The organism is Vibrio sp. ABH4_348 (assembly GCF_056159765.1).
Map to the genome: position 1 here is coordinate 2,716,774 of NZ_JBSWVW010000001.1, position 19,547 is coordinate 2,736,320.

The following is a 19,547-nucleotide window of genomic DNA, read 5'->3' on the forward strand; positions in this document are numbered from 1 at the left end:
GTCGAGTTGACAAAAAATTACGCCGAAGTATACCGCCTCTCAACTCAAGTGGCGAGGCAGACTTCAAAGTTCACACTCACACAATGAGACAGCTCTCAATCCCACAACGACTTAAGCTCTTGGCAAAGCAAAAGCTAAGACCTCTTCAATGTGTCGTTTGCCCAATGCCAACATCACAAGCCGGTCGATTCCCAATGCAACGCCAGCACATTGCGGCAAACCATGCTCTAGCGCTGATAATAGATGTTCGTCAATCGGTTGTGTGGCTAACCCCATATCTTGCCTAGAGGCGTTGTCTTGCTCAAATCTTTGCCTTTGTTCTTGAGCATCTTCTAGCTCATGAAAGCCATTTGCCAATTCAATGCCTTTGAAATAAACCTCAAACCGGTCGGCAACTCGTGGATCTTTGGCATTGACCTTCGCCAAAGCCGCTTGAGAGGCCGGAAAGTCATAAACAAATATCGGTTTATCTTTGCCGATTTGAGGCTCCACCAGCATTGAAAACAACAGCTGCAACAAAGTATCTCTATCCGTATCAGGCGTAGCTACATGGTCAAATCCATGATTGATCGCAACTTGTCTTAACTGCTCGGCTTCCGATTCCAAAGGACAACAGCCTACATGCTCTTTAAAAACCTCGGGATACGTCCTGCGCTCTGCAGGCTGAGTAACGAGTATTTGCTGCAGTAAGTCATCCATTTCATCCATCAAATCATGATGGTCAAAGTCCACGCGATACCATTCCAACATACTAAATTCAGGATTGTGGTGACGACCACATTCTTCATTGCGATACACACGGCTAATTTGAAAAATGGATTCACTACCCGCCGCGAGCAGCCGCTTCATGTGAAATTCAGGACTGGTCATCAAATACAACTTTTGCCCATTGGCATACCCAGGACCCACAAACTCTGTTTGAAAGGTATGCAAGTGTATGTCTGTCACTGTCGATTGGCTTAGGCTTGGGGTTTCGACTTCCAACACGTCTCGCTCATTAAAAAACTCACGTATTTTGGCAAGAATTTTCGCTCGAGCGCGGAGCGTATGGATATCGCCACTCGGTCGCCACTCGTGAGGTTTTTTTGTATCTAAAGACATCGCAGTTTTCCCAACATTCAAAGCTTTTATGTCAACTGAAGCTATTGTATCAATGGACAGTTTGTTACTGCGATAAAAATCATTTATCACATTGCCGTGCTAACATTCACAACTTGAACAAAAATCCAACAACTCAAATAAAAACCCGCTCAAAAGTCCAAATACATCAATATCTCTCAGCCCTTCCCTTTCTAGACTTTAAGTAGTTAACGAACGTAGCACCGTTCGCTACAGAGCCAATGTCAAACATCATAATAATGTCGAATACGACACCCTCACTTCAAACTGGAGGATAACTGTGAAAACCATTACCACAGATATCGCTGTGATTGGCGCGGGAGGCGCGGGACTCAGAACCGCCATTGCTGCCGCAGAAGCCGATCCGGACCTAAATATTGCACTGATTTCCAAAGTCTACCCAATGCGCTCACACACCGTAGCCGCAGAGGGAGGATCTGCCGCCGTCATCAAAGACGAGGATAGCCTCGATAATCATTTTAACGATACCGTTGGTGGGGGAGATTGGCTCTGTGAACAAGATGTCGTCGAATATTTTGTCGAGAATGCCACCCGTGAAATGATTCAAATGGAGCAATGGGGCTGCCCGTGGAGTCGCAAAGATAATGGTGAAGTCAATGTGCGTCGTTTTGGTGGCATGAAAATCGAGCGCACTTGGTTTGCGGCGGACAAAACCGGCTTCCACATGCTGCACACCTTATTTCAAACTTCGATCAAATACCCAAGCATTCAACGTTACGACGAGTATTTTGTCTTAGACCTGTTAGTGGTCGATCAGCAAGTTCAGGGTGTCATCGCTATCCATATGTCGGAAGGCGAAATGGTAGTCATCAAGGCGAAATCTGTTGTATTGGCAACTGGCGGCGCAGGAAGGGTTTACCAATGTAATACCAACGGCGGCATTGTAACTGGCGACGGTATGGCCATGGCTTATCGCCACGGTGTACCGTTGCGAGATATGGAGTTTGTCCAGTACCACCCCACTGGCTTGCCGGGAACCGGCATTCTCATGACCGAGGGTTGCCGTGGTGAAGGTGGCATCATGGTCAATAAAGATGGTTATCGCTATCTTCAAGACTATGGCATGGGCCCAGAGACACCGGTTGGGCAACCGAAAAACAAATACATGGAGCTAGGGCCCAGAGATAAAGTGTCACAAGCCTTTTGGCATGAACAGCAAAAAGGCAACACCATCAAACATCCACTTGGCGATGTGGTCCATCTTGATTTGCGCCACCTTGGTGAAGACTATTTGCAAGAAAGGCTGCCATTCATCTGCGAGTTGGCGAAGGCCTATGTCAATGTCGACCCAGCAAAAGAACCCATCCCGATTCGCCCTACCGTGCATTACACCATGGGCGGTATCGAAACAAACAAACGGTGTGAAACGCGAATTGAAGGACTCTTTGCCGTGGGTGAGTGTGCTTCTGTCGGATTGCACGGCGCTAACCGCTTAGGATCAAATTCGCTGGCAGAGTTTGTGGTATTTGGCCGCGTCGCTGGTGAGCAAGCGGTGGAACGCGCAAAAGCGTTTGAGGCTTGGGATCAAGCTGCGATCGATAAACAAGTCGAGCAAGCACAGCAACGTATCCTAGCGTTACTCGCTCAAGAAGGCGATGAAAACTGGGCCGACATTCGCACAGAAATGGGTAAAACCATGGAAGCTGGTTGTGGTATTTACCGACAACACGACATGATGCAACAAACAATAGAAAAGCTTGCCGAACTCAAACAACGCTACAAACGCATTCAAATCAAAGATAAAGGCAAGGTATTTAACACGGATCTACTTTACGCAATTGAAGTTGGCTATGGCTTGGAAGTCGCAGAAGCCATGGTCCATTCGGCGATTTTGCGCAAGGAGTCGCGTGGCGCCCACCAGCGTTTGGATGACGACTGTACCGAGCGTGATGATGTGGCGTTCTTGAAGCACTCTTTGGCTTTCCATCAAGAGGATGGACAACCGCAAATCGATTATTCAAATGTCACCATCACCAAGTCACAACCAAAAGCTCGACTGTATGGTGAAGCCGCAGAAAAAGCCGCATTGGAAGAACAACAAACATCGAATGTAGAAAAGCCCGCAGAAAAACAACTTGAGGAGGAAAAACAATGACCGCCCGTCGACTACAAAAAGTAGAAATCCTCCGCTACGACCCAGAAAAAGACAACGAGCCCTATTTACAGAAGTTCGACGTTCCATTTGATGAAACCATGTCGGTATTAGATGCGCTTGGATACATCAAAGATCAGCTAGACAAAAACTTGTCTTATCGCTGGTCGTGCCGAATGGCCATTTGTGGTTCTTGCGGCATTATGGTGAATGGGGTTCCTAAACTGGCCTGTAAGAGCTTTCTTCGCGATTACCCTGATGGCGTGGTGATCGAGCCACTTGCCAACTTCCCTATCGAAAAAGACCTCATCGTGGATATGACGCCTTTCATCGAAAGGCTTGAAGCGATTAAGCCCTACATTTTAGGCAACGATAGAACGCCTGAAGATGGACCCAACATCCAAACACCGGAACAGATGGCACGTTACAAACAGTTTGCCGGTTGTATCAATTGCGGATTGTGTTACGCCGCATGCCCTCAGTTTGGTTTAAACCCAGACTTTTTGGGCCCAGCGGCACTCACACTTGCACATCGCTACAACTTAGACAGCCGCGATCACGGTCGAAAGCAGCGAATGGGGCTCATCAATAGCGACAACGGTGCATGGGGCTGTACCTTTGTGGGTTATTGCTCAGACGTTTGTCCGAAAAAAGTCGATCCGGCAGCTGCGGTAAACCAAGGCAAAGTGGCGTCATCAATGGACTTTGTGATTGCCATGCTCAAACCACAGGAGGTGAACTGATGTCTAATCGAAAACCTTATGTCCGTACAATGCAGAAAAACTGGTGGGCACAACATCCGTTCTACCGGTTTTACATGCTGCGCGAAGCAACAGTATTACCGCTGATTGCGTTTTGTCTGTTCTTGTTTGCCGGGCTCGCGTGTCTTGCGACTGGAGAAGCGGCATGGCAGAGCTGGCTGAACTTTATGGCAAACCCACTTATTGTGTTGGTCAATATTCTGGCATTGCTTGGCAGCTTACTGCATGCAAGCACCTTTTTTACCATGATGCCGAGCGTGGTTCCGATTCGAATCAAGGGCAAGCTACTCGACAAAAAGTTCATCGTATTAACTCAATGGGCGTTAGTAGCGCTAATCTCACTACTCGCGCTGATATTGGTATAGAAGGGAGCAAATTATGATTGATTTAAAACCTAAACGCTCCGACGAGCCCATTTGGTGGAGTTTATTTGGTGCTGGCGGCACCTGGTTTGCCATGTTGACTCCGGTCACTGTGTTGATTGTCGGTTTGTTAATTCCGCTGGGCATCTTTGAGCCAGAAGCGGCGGACTACACGAGAGTGGTCAACTTTGCCAGTTCATGGATTGGTGGCGCTATTGTTGTCGCGAGTATCGCATTACCTGTCTGGCATGCCATGCACCGAGTTCATCACGGTATGCACGATCTGCAGTTCCACACAGGTCAATGGGGAAAGGTGGTGTGCTATGGCTTTGCCGCACTCATCACTCTACTTTCTGTTGTACTATTTTTTGCCTTGTAATCACGTAGGTCCAAACAACAAAGGAGAGCTCGCGCTCTCCTTTTTTCTGTTTTACTTTGCTGCGATTATAGTCGCATCCAATCTGTGGATTGAGCTGGCGAGACAAAAACCTCATCAAGTGCTTGATAAAGCTCCCCACGGAACTCGACCACATCACCACGAGAATAGCCGATATCGCCACGACCTTGCGGCCACTCTGGGTAGTCTGTCGTTGCGCGGTATTCTACTTGAGTGAGCTCAGGTGTTTGCCCAGTTTCTACTCGGCGCCAGTCATTAGACTGAGCAGGAGAAACGTAAACATTGTCTAATGCTTGGTATAGTTCGCCGCGGAATTGCACCACATCACCACGAGAATACCCGGTATCGCCACGACCTTCTGGCCACGTTTGTTCTACGTAAGACTCGGCCAAGCCAATAGCGGTCAGCTCCGGTCCTTTTTCTACATCAACACGACGCCAATCCGTCGACTGAGCGGGTGACACAAATACGTTATCTAACGCTTGGTAAACTTCACCACGGAATGAAACAAGGTCACCTCTGTCGTAACCTGTATCACCGCGACCTTGTGGCCATTCCGCAGCCTGCGGAGCTGCAATTACTGACGAGCTAATGCCTAATGCGAGTGCTGAGATTAACATTACTTTCACGATGAAACTCCTATTTGATTGAAATGTACTGTTGCCTAACTAGGCCTACCATCCAATTAGTTAAAAAGAGTTAGAAACATCCATGTGTTAAGTATTATTGTGTTTTTGAATAAGGCAAATCCGCGCCTTTAGTTACTTATATCACAGTTCTTATTAGTGAGAATTCAAAGTTTGTAGACAAAACGTGACAAAAAGTGCAGAGAGTAAGTAATTTCTAAGCTTGATAACACTTTGTAACTAATAGAATAATTCCGAGAGACAAGTCACAGCAAGGTTTTGCGTTTAGTGACCTTGCGTATTGAAAAAGAAAGCTATCTGTCACAAAACAGATTTTTTGCTCAAAAATGAAACAACCAACACCTCACTTATGAGACAATTCACCAGCAATTTGCAGTATGAGATACGAAAAAGACTTACCGAAGTAAGTCTTTTTGATATGGGGATAGGATTGTAATGATTACAAGATAAAGCGGCTTAGATCTTCATCTTCTACAAAACTACCTAGTTTTGTTTTGACATAGTCAGCATCGACACGCAGTTGACTCCCCGCTTTGTCAGTCGCTTCAAATGAAATTTCTTCCATGAGACGCTCCATCACAGTATGTAGGCGTCGTGCACCAATGTTTTCGGTGGTTTCATTCACTTGCCACGCAGCGTCCGCGATTTGTTGAATGCCATCTTCACTGAACGCCACGTCGACGTCTTCTGTCTTCAATAACGCTGTGTATTGCTCTGTCAGTGATGCTTTAGGTTCAGTCAAAATGCGCTTAAAGTCTTCACTGGAAAGCGCCTCAAGCTCAACTCGAATTGGCAAACGACCTTGCAATTCAGGGATGAGATCCGAAGGCTTCGCCACCTGAAATGCCCCGGAAGTGATAAACAGAATATGATCGGTTTTTACCATGCCATGTTTCGTAGACACGGTACTTCCCTCAATAAGTGGCAGTAGGTCTCGCTGTACACCTTCACGTGATACATCTGGTCCAGACGCTTCACCGCGCTTACAAATCTTGTCTATTTCATCGATAAACACTATGCCATTGTTTTCAACATTATAAATGGCTTGCTCTTTAAGCTCTTCTTGGTTGACTAGCTTGGCAGCTTCTTCTTCCGTTAGAGCCTTAAACGCATCTTTAATTTTCATCTTGCGCTTTTTGGTCGTGTCGCCAGCCAAGTTGGCAAACATACCTTGCAACTGGTTGGTCATTTCTTCCATACCAGGAGGCGCCATAATTTCTACGCCCATTTGAGGTGCAGCGACTTGGATTTCAATTTCTTTATCATCCAGTTTTCCTTCACGCAGTTTTTTACGGAAAACTTGGCGAGTTGAAGACGAGGTATCAGCGGGTTCGTCTTTACCCCAAGAGTCGCGAGCAGGTGGAAGCAGTGCATCTAAAATTCGTTCTTCGGCTTGCTCTTCAGCGCGGAATTGAACCTTTTCCATAGCTTGCTGACGAGTCATTTTGATCGATACATCGGTGAGGTCGCGAATGATAGTCTCGACTTCTTTACCCACATAGCCAACTTCCGTGAATTTGGTCGCTTCTACCTTAATAAACGGTGCATTAGCAAGCTTGGCCAAGCGGCGTGCGATTTCAGTTTTACCAACCCCTGTTGGGCCAATCATTAATATATTCTTTGGCGTTACTTCAGAGCGTAACGATGGCTCTAACTGCATACGACGCCAACGGTTACGAAGCGCGATCGCTACCGAGCGCTTCGCTTTATCTTGACCAATAATATGGCGATTCAGTTCGTGGACAATTTCACGGGGTGTCATCTCAGACATGAGCACATTCCTTCAAGATTGTTTGATTCTCTGAACAAGCGTTTTACTCGGCAGGGATTTCTAATTCTTCGACAGTGTGATGATGATTGGTGAATACACAGATATCACCGGCGATTTTGAGCGATTTCTCTGCGATCTCTTTTGCATCAAGTTCGGTATTTTCTAACAATGCTGTCGCCGCTGCTTGTGCAAAATTGCCTCCCGAGCCAATAGCGATAAGATCGTGCTCAGGCTGAACTACATCACCATTACCTGTAATGATTAATGATGCCGTATGGTCGGCTACGGCCAATAGAGCTTCCAGCTTTCTAAGTGCGCGGTCACTGCGCCAGTCTTTGGCAAGCTCAACAGCCGCTTTGGTTAAGTGTCCTTGGTGCATTTGCAGCTTGCTCTCAAAGCGCTCAAACAAAGTGAACGCATCGGCAGTACCACCAGCGAACCCCGCTAGGACTTGATTGTTGTATAGTCGACGGACTTTACGCGCGTTACCTTTCATCACGGTATTGCCAAGAGAAACTTGACCATCACCAGCGATGACGACTTTATTATTTCGGCGAACAGATACTATAGTTGTCACGAATTGGCCTTAATTAATAGCGGGATGTACCCTAGATATGTGGATACTAACGTGTGCTTTCAAGGTCAAAGACAAAAACACCTCGCGTTATGCGAGGTGTCTTAAAATAGCTACTGAGCTTGTTTCCAAATGGCGCAAGGCTCTATCTTGGCGCGCTGCAACTTGTGTTTATCCCGTTCAGCGTCTCGCTTGAACTTGTATGGTCCCAATACCACTCGGTACCAACTACTGCCTTCATTGTTACGAACTTGGCTCGACAAACCTTGGAACGCGATATCTAACTTTCTATCTTCGGCTTGCTGTCGAGATTTGTAAGCGCCACATTGCATCACGTACGGAATTTCTGAAACTTCCAACTCTTTCGCAACCACCTCTACTTCTTTTTCTGGCAAAGACTTCTTGTAAGTCCAAGGCTCTTCTGGCGGTGGTGGAATTGATTCTGTGGATTTTTTAGGTTTCGTTGTTTTCTCAACGACTTTCACTGGAGACGGTACTGGCTCCGGGTCACCATTTAGGACATAAAGCAAGTAAACAAAACCGGCTGTGATCAGTAAGGTAAATAAAGCCAAGCGCCACGGTTTTTTGCGTTTTGTTGTTTTTTTAGTTGAGCGAGGCTTAGTACCTCGCCCCCTTTTTACATAATCTCGACTTGCCACTAGATAACACTACCGCTTTGGGTGGGGAAATACGATGAAAGTAATGGTAATTCAGTTCTGGCTCGGTAAAAAGAGCAGAAATGGAAGCGGCGCAAAAAAATGCGCCGCCAAATCACTCAATCATCTCAAGACAACCAATGTCCTTGCTCTAAATAACTCGTGGGGGCGCAGCACTCTTGCGAACTTTCAATTCTGTTTCGAGAATTCTCGAGCCAGCTCGAACATCATTGCCTCTCAGCACATCTAACATCATCAACATGGCTTGACGACCAATCTCGTATCTCGGTTGATGAATAGTAGTCAATGGCGGACTGCAAAACTCTGAGTACTCAATGCCATCAAACCCAACAATTGATAGGTCCTGTGGCACTTTAAGGCCAAGCGCTTGAGCTGCACTGATCGCACCAATCGCCATCGCATCTGTGTGACAGAAAATCGCAGTTGGCGGCTCTGGCAGAGACAACAAATCTTTCAGTGCCTTGGCTCCACCATTAAAGGTAAAGTCACCATAGGCGGTATATGAGCTGTTCATTGTGATGCCACCACGACGCAGCGCTTGCTGATAACCCTGCGCTCTAAACTGGCATACCGCCGCTGAATCGGGCCCAGAAATTTGCGCAATGCGCTTGTGGCCGAGCTGCGCCAGATAGTTCACCATATCAAATGCAGCCGTCAGGTTATCGATGTGAACCGTTGGTAACTCAAGATCTGGCACATATTCACAAGCCATCACCATAGGAGGCAGATTTTTCTGCTCAGACTTGCTGACGTCAAAAGGCAAGTTGGTTCCAAGTAACAACATGCCGTCCGCTTGCTTGGTAAAGACCATATTGACGAATGTACTCTCGCGTTTGGTCTGTTTGCCGCTATCTCCAAGAAGAACAACATAACCATGTTCGATCGCCGCATCTTCTATGCCGCGAATCACTTCAGTAAAAAATGGGTCACAAATGTCGGGAACCAAAGCGATGATGGTTTTAGATTCGTTTCTTCTAAGATTTCTGGCCAAAGAATTGGGAGAATAACCCGCTTCAAGGACCGCATCTTCAACGCGTTTTCGCGTAGCGGATGACACCTTTTCAGGGTTCATCAATGCTCGAGAAACCGTTGCCGTTGATACGCCAGCCAGTTGAGCAACATCTTTCATCGTTGCCATGTGTAAATACCTCTTCCGTATTGTTACTCGTCCATCTTTTATTCAGAAGTGCAGAGCGTTGCACCTGCAATGCAAACGATTACTTTCGCTACTAAATTACAACTAACGATGGAAGTGTCACTAGTTTATTCATTCTCAAACAGAATGTTACGGGCTATTTAACACTTTTTGCACAACAAATGCGACCACCATCAAGTTTTTGTTTCTGACTGACAGGACGTTGCGACGAGAGAGTGATTTATGACATGTCTTGTGGTTCAACATCTAAGCTCCAACGAACTTTCGATGCTTCAGGGAGAAGCGCGATAACAGGTTTCGCGCTAGATATCAGCTTCTGGAGCTTGGATCGAGTGTCACATTGCAAGAGCAATTGCCAACGATACTTTCCCGAGCGCTTTTGAATCGGAGCAGGCATAGGTCCGAGTACCCAGCAGGAATCATCATATAGCGGGCTGGCTTCTAATATCTGTTTCACCTGCCTAAAGAAGTATTCCACTTTGTCATTCTGGTTGGCTTCCGCTTTAAACAAACACAGGTAGCTAAACGGAGGAAGCATCGCTTGCTTGCGCTCCTTGAGTGCCGATTCCGCAAAGTGCTGGTAACTGTGTTGCAACAGTGAAGTCAACAGCCCATGTTCAGGGTGGTGGGTTTGCAAAATCACCTCACCCGGCTTGCTGGCGCGCCCCGCACGCCCCGCAACTTGAACAATTAGCTGGGCCAATTTTTCTGCTGCTCGAAAATCACTGCTATACAAAGCGCCATCGATATCTAATAAAGCCACCAAAGTAACATTGGGGAAATGGTGACCCTTAGCGAGCATTTGTGTGCCGATCAAAAGCTGATGTTGGTTGTTGTGAATCTCAGCCAAGGCATTATCAAAACTTCCTTTGCGGCGTGTGCTGTCTCTATCGATACGAATTGACGAATACTCCGGAAACAACTCGGATAATTTGGTTTGCAGCTGTTCGGTTCCCACTCCCATCGTCACCATTTGAGTCGAACCACAACTACCACATTGATGTATCACCGGGCGCTGAGAGCCACAGCGATGACAACGCAGTTCCGAAGAACCTTGGTGATACGTATAAAAAGCATCGCAACGGGCACACTCGGCAATCCATCCACATTCGTGGCACATGAGTGCCGGAGAAAAACCGCGGCGATTGAGAAAAATGAGTACTTGATTACCTGAGTCTAAATGCCTGCGCATTTCAGCGATCAGTGGCGCTGACAATCCGGCTTCCATATACAGGCCCTTGACATCAAGGACGCGATTGCGAGTAGCCACAGCTTTGCCCGCTCGCTGGCTCAATATTAGATGACGATATTTTCCAGATAGCGCGTTTTGCAACGTCTCCAAGGCTGGTGTCGCGCTACCAAGTATAATAGGAATGTTTTCCAAATTGGCCCGCATCACCGCGACATCTCTCGCGTGATAGCGCAAGCTATCTTGCTGTTTGTAGGACGTATCGTGCTCTTCATCCACCACAATCAAACCTAATGATTTGAAGGGCGTAAATAGCGCAGAACGCGTCCCAATAACTACGCCCGCGTTACCAGCTTTGGCATGCAACCAGGTTTGCAAACGCTCACTATCATTTAAGCCTGAATGAACAACGCAAATCGGAGTTTCAAACCGACGCTCAAACCGTTGAATGGTTTGTGGCGTAAGTCCAATTTCAGGAACTAAGACTAAGGCTTGTTTTCCTTTCGCTAGAACCGCTTCTATTGCTTGCAAGTAAACTTCGGTCTTACCTGATCCAGTGACCCCTTCGAGCAAAAACGTTCCAAACCCATGGCTATTGTTAATGGCTGCTAACGCAATGGCTTGTTCCTCGTTTACTCTCAGTGGCTGTTCTTGTGCCTGATGATCACCACTTATTAGAGATGAAACCTGTGATTCCACACAGTGAACCCATTTTTTTTCTAATAAGGTATTCAAAACACTCGATGAGATTTGCTTATCTAGCATGACTTGATGAGATTGGTTTTGCTTTTGCAACAGCTGCAAAACCTGCTGCTGTTTTACCGCACGCTTTAAGCTTTTCTCTAGTGCCAAATTGCCAGCAGAAGTAATGCTCCACGTTTTTTGCTTGGGGAACTCTGCGGCTTGCCCTTTTCTCAACAAGCTCGGTAGCGCCAACGCTAAGGTTTCACCGAGTGGGTATTGATAATACTGACTACACCAACGTAGAAGGCGATGTAGACTCTCCGGCAAAATAGCACCGTTATCCAACACGCGTTCTATCGATTTAAGTTTATTAACCGGGTAGTCAGACTGAACATTCAACTCGGTCACAACACCCACTAACTTTTGCCGTCCAAATGACACTAGGACGCGAGCCCCCAAGTCGGGAACACTGGAGCCTGATGATAAGTAGTCAAACTGTTTGTCTAAGGGAACCGGTAATGCGACTCGCACTATGCTGTGTGTCATTAGAAGCAATCAGATAGCAAAAGGGGTAGTTTAATGGATTCTATATCGGGTTGATACGGCACAGACAACATGATCCAAAAAATCAAAGGTATTCATTTTTGGCGAAAAAACCTGCCATACTGAGATTAGGATGAGCCGGTTAAAAAAAGTTCAAAATGGTTGATCGTGTAATCAGTAAGCTTTATCATACCGCGCCTTGATGTAATGGCTTGCCAAGTAAGCGGTTACAACAAGTTCCATTTATATTAACTACGTGTGGTGTCTGGCATCAGATTCAGATAGCGACACGGCCTAATTTGAGGTTCTCCCATGAAAACTGGTATCCACCCAGAATACAAAGCAGTAAGCGCAACTTGTTCTTGCGGTAACTCTTTCGAATTCCAATCAACTCTTGCTAAAGAGTCAATCCACCTAGACGTATGTGACAAGTGTCACCCGTTCTACACTGGTAAGCAGCGTATCGTTGATACTGGTGGTCGTGTTGACCGCTTTAACAAGCGTTTTGGCGCTCTATCAAGCAAGAAGTAATTCTGTTTTGATAAGAATGCAAAAAGGACGCCTCGGCGTCCTTTTTTAGTTTTTCTCGTTTTAAATTGCTACCAAAAAGCCCTAGCGGCAAACGCAGAGAGATATCACACAACCGATACCTCCTCTGAAATCAATGTCACCTTTTAAAAAATCAGGGTGCAAACATCAATCGTCGTATGCTTCGTACTCAATTCCCATTTCCGTCATGAGACGTTTTACTTCTGTAGGAATATCGTCTGGACGATCTTTACGCAAGTCTTCATCTGTTGGCAAAGGCTGACCGGTGTAGGCATGCAGAAATGCCTCGCACAATAACTCACTGTTGGTCGCATGTCGCAAGTTGTTAATTTGACGACGCGTACGCTCATCCGTCAGCACCTTAAGCACTTTTAGCGGAATAGAGACGGTAATTTTTTTTACTTGTTCGCTTTTTTTGCCATGCTCAGCATACGGGCTAATGTATTCGCCGTTCCAGTCTGCCATTACGCACCTTTTCTATAATTCGGTCTGAGATTCAGAGTTATTGCTTCTAAAGTCCACAATTTTAGCCAGATTTAAGGCTACAAGCAAAGACATATAGACGTCTAGAAGTGTTGACGTCTTATTTTTTGAGGCGTAAAGTACCAAATTATCTGGTATCAGTGCGTCGACTGAATGACCAAAGATAGGGTGAAAGGACCAAAGGAAGTATCATGAGCAAGTGTAAACCAGCAACGATTGCAGTAAGAACAGGTATTGAAGCGGATTCTCAGTACCATGCCGTCGTTCCTCCCATTTATCTGTCCACCAACTACGGCTTTCCGGAGTTTGGTGATGTACCTCATTATGATTACACGCGCTCTGGTAACCCAAACCGAGGTTTACTTGAAAAAGCCCTATACGAACTAGAATCTGGTTCGGGCGCAGTTATCACGAATTGTGGTACATCGGCGATTAACTTGTGGGTGACCACGTTTCTTGGTCCAGATGATCTGATTGTTGCACCACACGATTGTTATGGCGGCTCTTACCGTTTATTCAACACTCGCCGCAACAAAGGCGACTTTAAAGTCGAATTCATTGACCAATCGGACAAGCAAGCTTGGCAAGACGCTCTTGCTAAAAAACCTAAGTTAGTTTTGCTAGAAACCCCTTCTAACCCTCTGGTTCGCGTAGTTGATATCGAGCAATCTTGTCGAGAAGCGCACGCCGCTGGGGCACTGGTTGCCGTAGACAACACCTTCCTAACACCAATTTACCAAAAGCCAATTGAGCTGGGTGCGGATTTTGTTATTCACAGCACTACCAAATACATCAATGGTCATTCTGATGTCATTGGCGGAGTTATCATCGCAAAAGACGAAAAACATGCTGAAGAACTAGCCTGGTGGGGCAACTGTATTGGCGCAACAGGTACACCTTTTGATAGTTACATGACTTTACGTGGTTTACGTACTTTAGGTGCTCGTATGCGGGTGCATGAAGAAAGCGCGAACAAGATCTTGGCGTTTCTGCAAACTCAAGCAAGTATTGGCAAGATTTATCACCCTAGCCTAACCGATCACCCTGGCCACGATATTGCCAAGAAGCAGCAATCCGGGTTTGGCAGTATGTTGAGTTTTGAATACGCCGGCTCTTTTGAACAGCTGCAAGTTTTTGTTAGTAGTTTGAAACTCTTCTCGCTTGCCGAATCGCTAGGCGGAGTGGAAAGCTTGATTTGTCACCCTGCCACTATGACCCATCGCGCCATGGGAGAAGAAGCACTCGCAGAGGCCGGAGTGTCTCATCAACTGCTGCGTTTATCAGTGGGACTAGAGGATGCCGATGACCTCATCGAAGATCTCACTCAAGCTTTAGACATTGCAAGCAAAACCAAATAAGGCATAGGCAGGTAAGCACAATCATGACGATTTTAAGAGAATTGCATAAATTTGGTGGCAGTAGTCTTGCCAATGCTGAATGTTATCGCCGCGTTGTAGAAATTTTGTCGCAATATCCATCAAACCAAGATTTGATTGTAGTGTCGGCTGCAGGCAAAACGACCAATAAGCTAATCGAGTATTCAGAGGCACTCGAGAAAGACGGACGTTTGGCCCACGAAGTGTTACAAGAACTGCGTCAGTTTCAAGTAGGCTTGGTCGATGACTTAATCACATCAAAAGCAAAAGATTCATTACTCACCCAGCTTTCCGATGAGTTTTCAACGCTAGCGAACCTTGAAGCACCAATTGATCAAACAACCCGTGCAGCGATTTTGGGCCATGGTGAAACCTGGTCTTCGCGTCTACTTGCTGCGCTGCTTACCCAGAGTGATTTGCCCGCTGTCCAACAAGATTCAAGAACGTTTTTAAGAGCAGAAGCTGGTGCACAACCTGAAATTGACCGAGCGGCATCACGACCATTATTGCAATCCGTATTAGCTCAGCACAAAGAGCAACGGATTGTCATTACCGGCTTTATGGCGCAAAACAGCGAAGGTCATACGGTGTTACTCGGTCGCAACGGTTCAGATTATTCCGCCACGATAATCGGTGGGTTGAGTGAGGTTAATCGCGTTACGATTTGGAGTGATGTCGCTGGTGTGTACAGCGCCGATCCTAGAATTGTTTCAGATGCATGCTTGCTACCATTACTGCGTCTTGATGAAGCCAGTGAGCTAGCACGTTTGGCTGCTCCTGTTTTACACAGCCGAACTCTACAGCCAATAGCGCAAAGCACAACGGAATTAAGCTTGCGATGCAGCTACCAACCTGAGTCAGGCTCAACCCATATCGAACGGGTATTAGCATCAGGTCGCGGTGCAAAAATTGTCACGTCTCTAGAACATGTACTGTTAGTGGAACTCAATTTTGGTTCAGGTCACGACTTTGAACGCATGGCAAGTAAAACGCTTGAAGCATTAAAGCGTCAACAATTTGAGCCACTTGCCTATGAAAAACAATCCGACAAGCAGGTTCTCAGACTCGCCTACACGGAAGAAATCGCATCCTGCGCGTTAAGCCAATTGCAAGATATGGCAATTGAAGCAGAAATCAAACTCAAAGAAGGCTTTAGCCTAGTCGCAGCCGTTGGTGCTGGTGTCTGTAAGAACCCAAATCACTGCTATGGCTTTTATCAGCAGCTAAAATCACTACCTTTGGAATTTGTTTCTGAAGCGGAGTCTGGTTTAAGTTTGGTTGCCGTCCTGCGTAAAGTCGATACTGAACAACTGGTAAAAGGCTTACACAGTCAGTTATTTCAAGCGCAAAAACGCATTGCAATCGCACTGTGTGGTAAAGGGAATATCGGTTCTCGCTGGTTAGAGCTATTTGCAGAGCAAAAAACCGAGTTGGAAAAACGACACGGACTCAGTTTTGAGCTGATTGCCGTGATCGACAGTCAAACCTATTGCTTAAATGAATCTGGGCTAGACCCACTTCAGATTGCCAAACACTTTGACGACGAGTCGATCCCTCATCAGGGTTTTGATTGGATACCACAGCTAGGTTCCCTACAAACGTTCGATGACATCATAGTGCTTGATGTCACCGCTAGCGCTGAGTTATCGCGTCAGTACCCAGAAATCGCTAAACAGGGCTTGCACTTAATCTCAGCTAATAAAGTTGCAGGTTCGGCGGAAACTGAGTTCTACAACCAAGTAAAAGATGGCTTCAGTAAAATTAACCGCCACTGGCTTTACAACGCGACCGTTGGAGCGGGTTTACCAATAAACCATACGGTGAGAGATTTATCGGAAAGCGGTGACCAAATTACTGCCATCTCTGGTATTTTCTCAGGTACCCTCTCATGGTTGTTCCAGCAGTATGACGGCAGTGTACCATTCGCTCAACTTGTCGATTTAGCATGGCAGCAAGGCTTAACCGAGCCCGACCCACGCCATGACCTAGATGGTTCAGACGTAATGCGCAAGCTAGTAATCTTGGCTCGAGAGTCTGGACTAGAAATAGAGCCGAACCAAGTCTCGGTAGAATCTCTAGTGCCTGATGAGCTAGCTAACGTGTCTCTTGATGATTTCTTAGACAAGAGCGAGGTACTGAGTCGAAACTTGCAAGAGCGACTTGAGAGCGCGCAAAAACAAGATAAGGTGCTTCGCTATGTTGCGCGACTTGAAAAAGACGGAACCGCCTGCGTTGGTATTGAAGCGCTAGACGCCAATCACCCGCTTGCGAATCTACTTCCATGTGACAACATCTTTGCTATCGAGAGCAAATGGTACAAAGATAACCCGTTGGTGATCCGCGGTCCGGGCGCGGGAAGAGACGTAACCGCCGGGGCAATACAATCCGATTTAAATCGCTTAGCGTCTTTGCTTTAGTTTGATTAACCGAAAGAGCTCAACTGAGCTCTTTTTGTTTTTTTGAAAGCAAAAACGCACTGTTGAACATCTTTAATATTTAATATGAATTTTTTTCATATTCAGATCGTTGACTTTAAACCCAGTTCAAGACATCCTTTAGACATATAGACGTCTAAACGTAAATATCTATAAAAACCAGTTTAAATGTCATCAATACAATACGCTTTAGGTAAGTAAACAGGGTTTAGTTTGTGGCAAACTAGCCACAGGGAGAACAAAATGGGATACACACACGCAGGTCATATCGACGCGCTGAATCAAAACATTGCTGAGCTTTCAAACGACATCAACGTGTCATTTGAGTTTTTTCCTCCAAGCAGTGAAAAGATGGAAGAGACCTTGTGGAACTCGGTTCACCGCCTAAAGACACTTCAACCCAAATTTGTCTCCGTGACCTATGGCGCTAACTCTGGTGAACGCGATCGTACCCATTCGATCATCAAAGATATTAAGCGCGAAACTGGTCTAGTGGCGGCGCCACACCTAACTTGTATTGATGCGACTCGTGAAGAGTTAGTCGATATTGCGGATGACTACTGGAACAATGGCATTGAAAGCATCGTAGCATTACGTGGTGATATTCCACCTAACGGCGGACGCCCAGACATGTATGCTTCAGATTTAGTTGAGCTGCTAAAGTCTCGTCACGACTTTGATATCTCGGTCGCGGCATTCCCAGAAGTTCACCCAGAAGCCAAAAGTGCCCAAGCTGATTTGCTGAATTTAAAACGTAAAGTTGATGCGGGTGCTAATCGCGCAATTACCCAATTTTTCTTTGATGTAGAAAGCTACCTGAGGTTCCGTGATCGTTGTGTTGCAGCGGGAATTGAAGTTGAAATCGTACCTGGAATTCTACCAGTTTCGAATTTCAAACAAGCATCGCGCTTTGCGGCTCAAAACAACGTAAAAGTGCCAGGCTGGATGTCTAAGCAGTTTGAGGGTTTGGATGATGACCCAGTGACCCGCCAGCTAGTTGGCGCAAGCCAAGCGATCGATATGGTACGTGTATTGAGCAGAGAAGGTGTGAAAGATTTCCACTTCTACACATTGAACCGCGCAGAAATGACATACGCGCTTTGTCATACATTAGGTGTTCGCCCTACTGCCTAACTTTGTGTGTTAGTACAGACACTCTTCCTTCCATAAAAAACGCCAACACATAGTTGGCGTTTTTTATTTTGAACAATGGATTACTCAACTTCGTCCATTTTACCCAACAAGCTGCGAATTCGCTCTTGCCATGCCGACTGCTCTTCTTGGACGCTATCCAACTTGCCCTTTAGCTCTTCACGACTAGCACGAAGCTCATTTGCTTCTGTTTGAAGCGTTTGGCGCTCTTCTTTCAACTCTTCGATTTCCATTTGCAGCAATGCAATGGTATCGACTGCGGTTTGAATTTTTTCTTCCAGTTTTTCTAGCACTTCAAATGACATTGGAGCCTGACCTTACAATGAATTAGACACTTCACTCCATTCTACTCATGCGTTTTAGGATAAACAGCCCTTACACCGAAGTTTTGCACTCAGTTGACCAAAAAAAGCGCCGTTATTCGCAAGAAAATAACTAGATTGAGTTTGATCTGCTTCAATCTCATCCAGCACCCGGTCCACCAGCCTTTGATTGCTTATGATAAAATTGCCACAAATTTTAGGTAAGGTTTAAAAAATGAAACGAGATTTGGCAATTGCGTTTTCTCGAGTCACAGAAGGCGCGGCACTTGCCGGCTATAAGTGGCTTGGGAGAGGCAACAAAAACGCTGCTGATGGTGCCGCAGTGGAAGTGATGCGTGCACTATTGAATCGAACCGATATCGATGGTGAAATCGTCATCGGTGAAGGTGAAATCGACGATGCTCCAATGCTCTACATTGGCGAAAAAGTTGGTTTGGGTGGCGATGCAGTTGATATAGCGGTCGATCCTATCGAAGGCACTCGAATGACCGCGATGGGTCAAGCCAACGCGTTGGCAGTACTTGCTGCTGGTGAGAAAGGTAGTTTCTTGAAAGCGCCAGACATGTACATGGAAAAGTTGGTGGTGGGTCCTGGTGCCAAAGGTTGTATCGATCTTGCGCTTTCTCTCGAAGATAACTTGCGCAATGTTGCAAAAGCACTAAACAAGCCATTGGACCAACTGGTGGTGATTACCCTTGCTAAGCCAAGACACGATAAAGTAATTCAAGAGATGCAATCCCAAGGTATTAGAGTGTTTGCAGTGCCTGATGGTGATGTAGCGGCATCGATTCTAACTTGTATGCCAGATAGTGAAGTGGACATGATGTATTGCGTAGGTGGCGCTCCGGAAGGTGTGGTTTCTGCCGCAGTAATTCGTGCGTTAGACGGCGACATGCAAGGTCGACTACTGCCTCGAAACCAAGTTAAGGGTGATACAGAAGATAACCGCATTCACGCAGCCGCGGAACTAAAGCGCTGCCAAGAGATGGGTGTAGAAGCCAACGTTATTCTGGCTATGGAAGACATGGCTCAAAGCGACAATGTCGTTTTTGCTGCGACTGGGATTACCAAAGGTGATTTGTTAGATGGTATTACTCGCAAAGGTAATATCGCGACATCAGAAACCTTATTAATTCGCGGTCGATGCCGCACAATTCGTCGTATTAAGTCGATTCATTACCTGGAACGCAAAGACCCTGAAGTAAGAGACATCATTCTTTAATTCCCTATTTAATG

Annotated in this window: 18 protein-coding genes; 9 read left to right on the forward strand and 9 right to left on the reverse strand. The window is 46.2% G+C overall.

The window, feature by feature from the left end:
• Positions 1-111: 111 nt before the first annotated feature.
• Positions 112-1,101, reverse strand: coding sequence for an elongation factor P--(R)-beta-lysine ligase (gene epmA, locus ACXAFJ_RS12455; RefSeq protein WP_475323750.1), 990 nt, complete (start codon positions 1,099-1,101; stop codon positions 112-114).
• A 298-nt stretch (positions 1,102-1,399) separates the two neighbouring features.
• Between epmA and frdA the strand changes: the two genes are divergently transcribed.
• From frdA to frdD, 4 genes are read left to right on the forward strand one after another with little or no spacing between them, the layout of a single operon-like run.
• The gene (gene frdA / locus ACXAFJ_RS12460; RefSeq protein ID WP_475323751.1) at positions 1,400-3,235 is read left to right on the forward strand and encodes a fumarate reductase (quinol) flavoprotein subunit; all 1,836 of its coding nucleotides are present in this window, start codon (positions 1,400-1,402) and stop codon (positions 3,233-3,235) included.
• Positions 3,232-3,975: a succinate dehydrogenase/fumarate reductase iron-sulfur subunit gene (locus tag ACXAFJ_RS12465; RefSeq protein WP_475323753.1), complete on the forward strand. Its 744-nt coding sequence runs from the start codon at positions 3,232-3,234 to the stop codon at positions 3,973-3,975. Before frdA ends, ACXAFJ_RS12465 begins: the two co-directional genes overlap by 4 nt.
• Positions 3,975-4,358: a fumarate reductase subunit FrdC gene (gene frdC / locus ACXAFJ_RS12470; protein ID WP_475323754.1), complete on the forward strand. Its 384-nt coding sequence runs from the start codon at positions 3,975-3,977 to the stop codon at positions 4,356-4,358. The genes ACXAFJ_RS12465 and frdC overlap by 1 nt, the downstream gene beginning before the upstream one ends.
• A 13-nt stretch (positions 4,359-4,371) precedes the next feature.
• Positions 4,372-4,734: a fumarate reductase subunit FrdD gene (gene frdD, locus ACXAFJ_RS12475; protein WP_475323755.1), complete on the forward strand. Its 363-nt coding sequence runs from the start codon at positions 4,372-4,374 to the stop codon at positions 4,732-4,734.
• 65 nt (positions 4,735-4,799) lie between these two features.
• Here frdD and ACXAFJ_RS12480 read toward each other — a convergent pair whose 3' ends face one another.
• The 6 genes from ACXAFJ_RS12480 to priA all read right to left on the reverse strand — a co-directional run bounded on the left by ACXAFJ_RS12480 (position 4,800) and on the right by priA (position 11,996).
• The gene (locus tag ACXAFJ_RS12480) at positions 4,800-5,381 is read right to left on the reverse strand and encodes a hypothetical protein (RefSeq protein WP_475323756.1); all 582 of its coding nucleotides are present in this window, start codon (positions 5,379-5,381) and stop codon (positions 4,800-4,802) included.
• A gap of 457 nt (positions 5,382-5,838) precedes the next feature.
• Positions 5,839-7,170 carry an HslU--HslV peptidase ATPase subunit gene (gene hslU / locus ACXAFJ_RS12485; RefSeq protein ID WP_475323758.1) on the reverse strand — a complete coding sequence of 444 codons (1,332 nt, stop codon included), beginning with the start codon at positions 7,168-7,170 and terminating at the stop codon, positions 5,839-5,841.
• Positions 7,171-7,213: 43 nt separating this feature from the next.
• Positions 7,214-7,747, reverse strand: a complete 534-nt coding sequence (gene hslV / locus ACXAFJ_RS12490) for an ATP-dependent protease subunit HslV (protein WP_475323759.1) — start codon at positions 7,745-7,747, stop codon at positions 7,214-7,216.
• 110 nt (positions 7,748-7,857) lie between these two features.
• A complete protein-coding gene (locus tag ACXAFJ_RS12495; RefSeq protein ID WP_475323760.1) occupies positions 7,858-8,403 on the reverse strand; it encodes an SPOR domain-containing protein in 546 nt (181 codons plus the stop codon).
• Positions 8,404-8,551: 148 nt separating this feature from the next.
• On the reverse strand, positions 8,552-9,580 hold the full coding sequence (gene cytR, locus ACXAFJ_RS12500; RefSeq protein WP_475324124.1) for a DNA-binding transcriptional regulator CytR: 1,029 nt from the start codon (positions 9,578-9,580) through the stop codon (positions 8,552-8,554).
• 217 nt (positions 9,581-9,797) lie between these two features.
• Positions 9,798-11,996: a primosomal protein N' gene (gene priA, locus ACXAFJ_RS12505; protein WP_475323762.1), complete on the reverse strand. Its 2,199-nt coding sequence runs from the start codon at positions 11,994-11,996 to the stop codon at positions 9,798-9,800.
• A gap of 309 nt (positions 11,997-12,305) precedes the next feature.
• Between priA and rpmE the strand changes: the two genes are divergently transcribed.
• Complete coding sequence (gene rpmE / locus ACXAFJ_RS12510) at positions 12,306-12,524, forward strand: 50S ribosomal protein L31 (protein WP_475323763.1); 219 nt, start codon at positions 12,306-12,308, stop codon at positions 12,522-12,524.
• Positions 12,525-12,689: 165 nt separating this feature from the next.
• On the opposite strand, the gene metJ is transcribed toward rpmE, so the two are convergent.
• Entirely contained in the window at positions 12,690-13,007 is a 318-nt protein-coding gene (gene metJ, locus ACXAFJ_RS12515; protein WP_475323765.1) for a met regulon transcriptional regulator MetJ, read from the reverse strand.
• 209 nt (positions 13,008-13,216) lie between these two features.
• Here metJ and ACXAFJ_RS12520 point away from each other — a divergent pair, with 209 nt between their 5' ends.
• From ACXAFJ_RS12520 to metF, 3 genes are all read left to right on the forward strand, one after another.
• Positions 13,217-14,383, forward strand: coding sequence for an O-succinylhomoserine (thiol)-lyase (locus ACXAFJ_RS12520; RefSeq protein WP_475323766.1), 1,167 nt, complete (start codon positions 13,217-13,219; stop codon positions 14,381-14,383).
• Between the two features lie 23 nt (positions 14,384-14,406).
• Positions 14,407-16,818 carry a bifunctional aspartate kinase/homoserine dehydrogenase II gene (locus tag ACXAFJ_RS12525; protein ID WP_475323767.1) on the forward strand — a complete coding sequence of 804 codons (2,412 nt, stop codon included), beginning with the start codon at positions 14,407-14,409 and terminating at the stop codon, positions 16,816-16,818.
• A 261-nt stretch (positions 16,819-17,079) separates the two neighbouring features.
• Entirely contained in the window at positions 17,080-17,970 is an 891-nt protein-coding gene (gene metF / locus ACXAFJ_RS12530; protein WP_475323769.1) for a methylenetetrahydrofolate reductase, read from the forward strand.
• A gap of 80 nt (positions 17,971-18,050) precedes the next feature.
• On the opposite strand, the gene zapB is transcribed toward metF, so the two are convergent.
• A complete protein-coding gene (gene zapB, locus ACXAFJ_RS12535; RefSeq protein WP_475323770.1) occupies positions 18,051-18,293 on the reverse strand; it encodes a cell division protein ZapB in 243 nt (80 codons plus the stop codon).
• 232 nt (positions 18,294-18,525) lie between these two features.
• On the opposite strand from zapB, the gene glpX reads away from it, so the two are divergent.
• Positions 18,526-19,533 (forward strand): class II fructose-bisphosphatase, encoded by a 1,008-nt coding sequence (glpX, locus tag ACXAFJ_RS12540; RefSeq protein ID WP_475323771.1) that lies wholly within the window; start codon positions 18,526-18,528, stop codon positions 19,531-19,533.
• Positions 19,534-19,547: the final 14 nt, after the last annotated feature.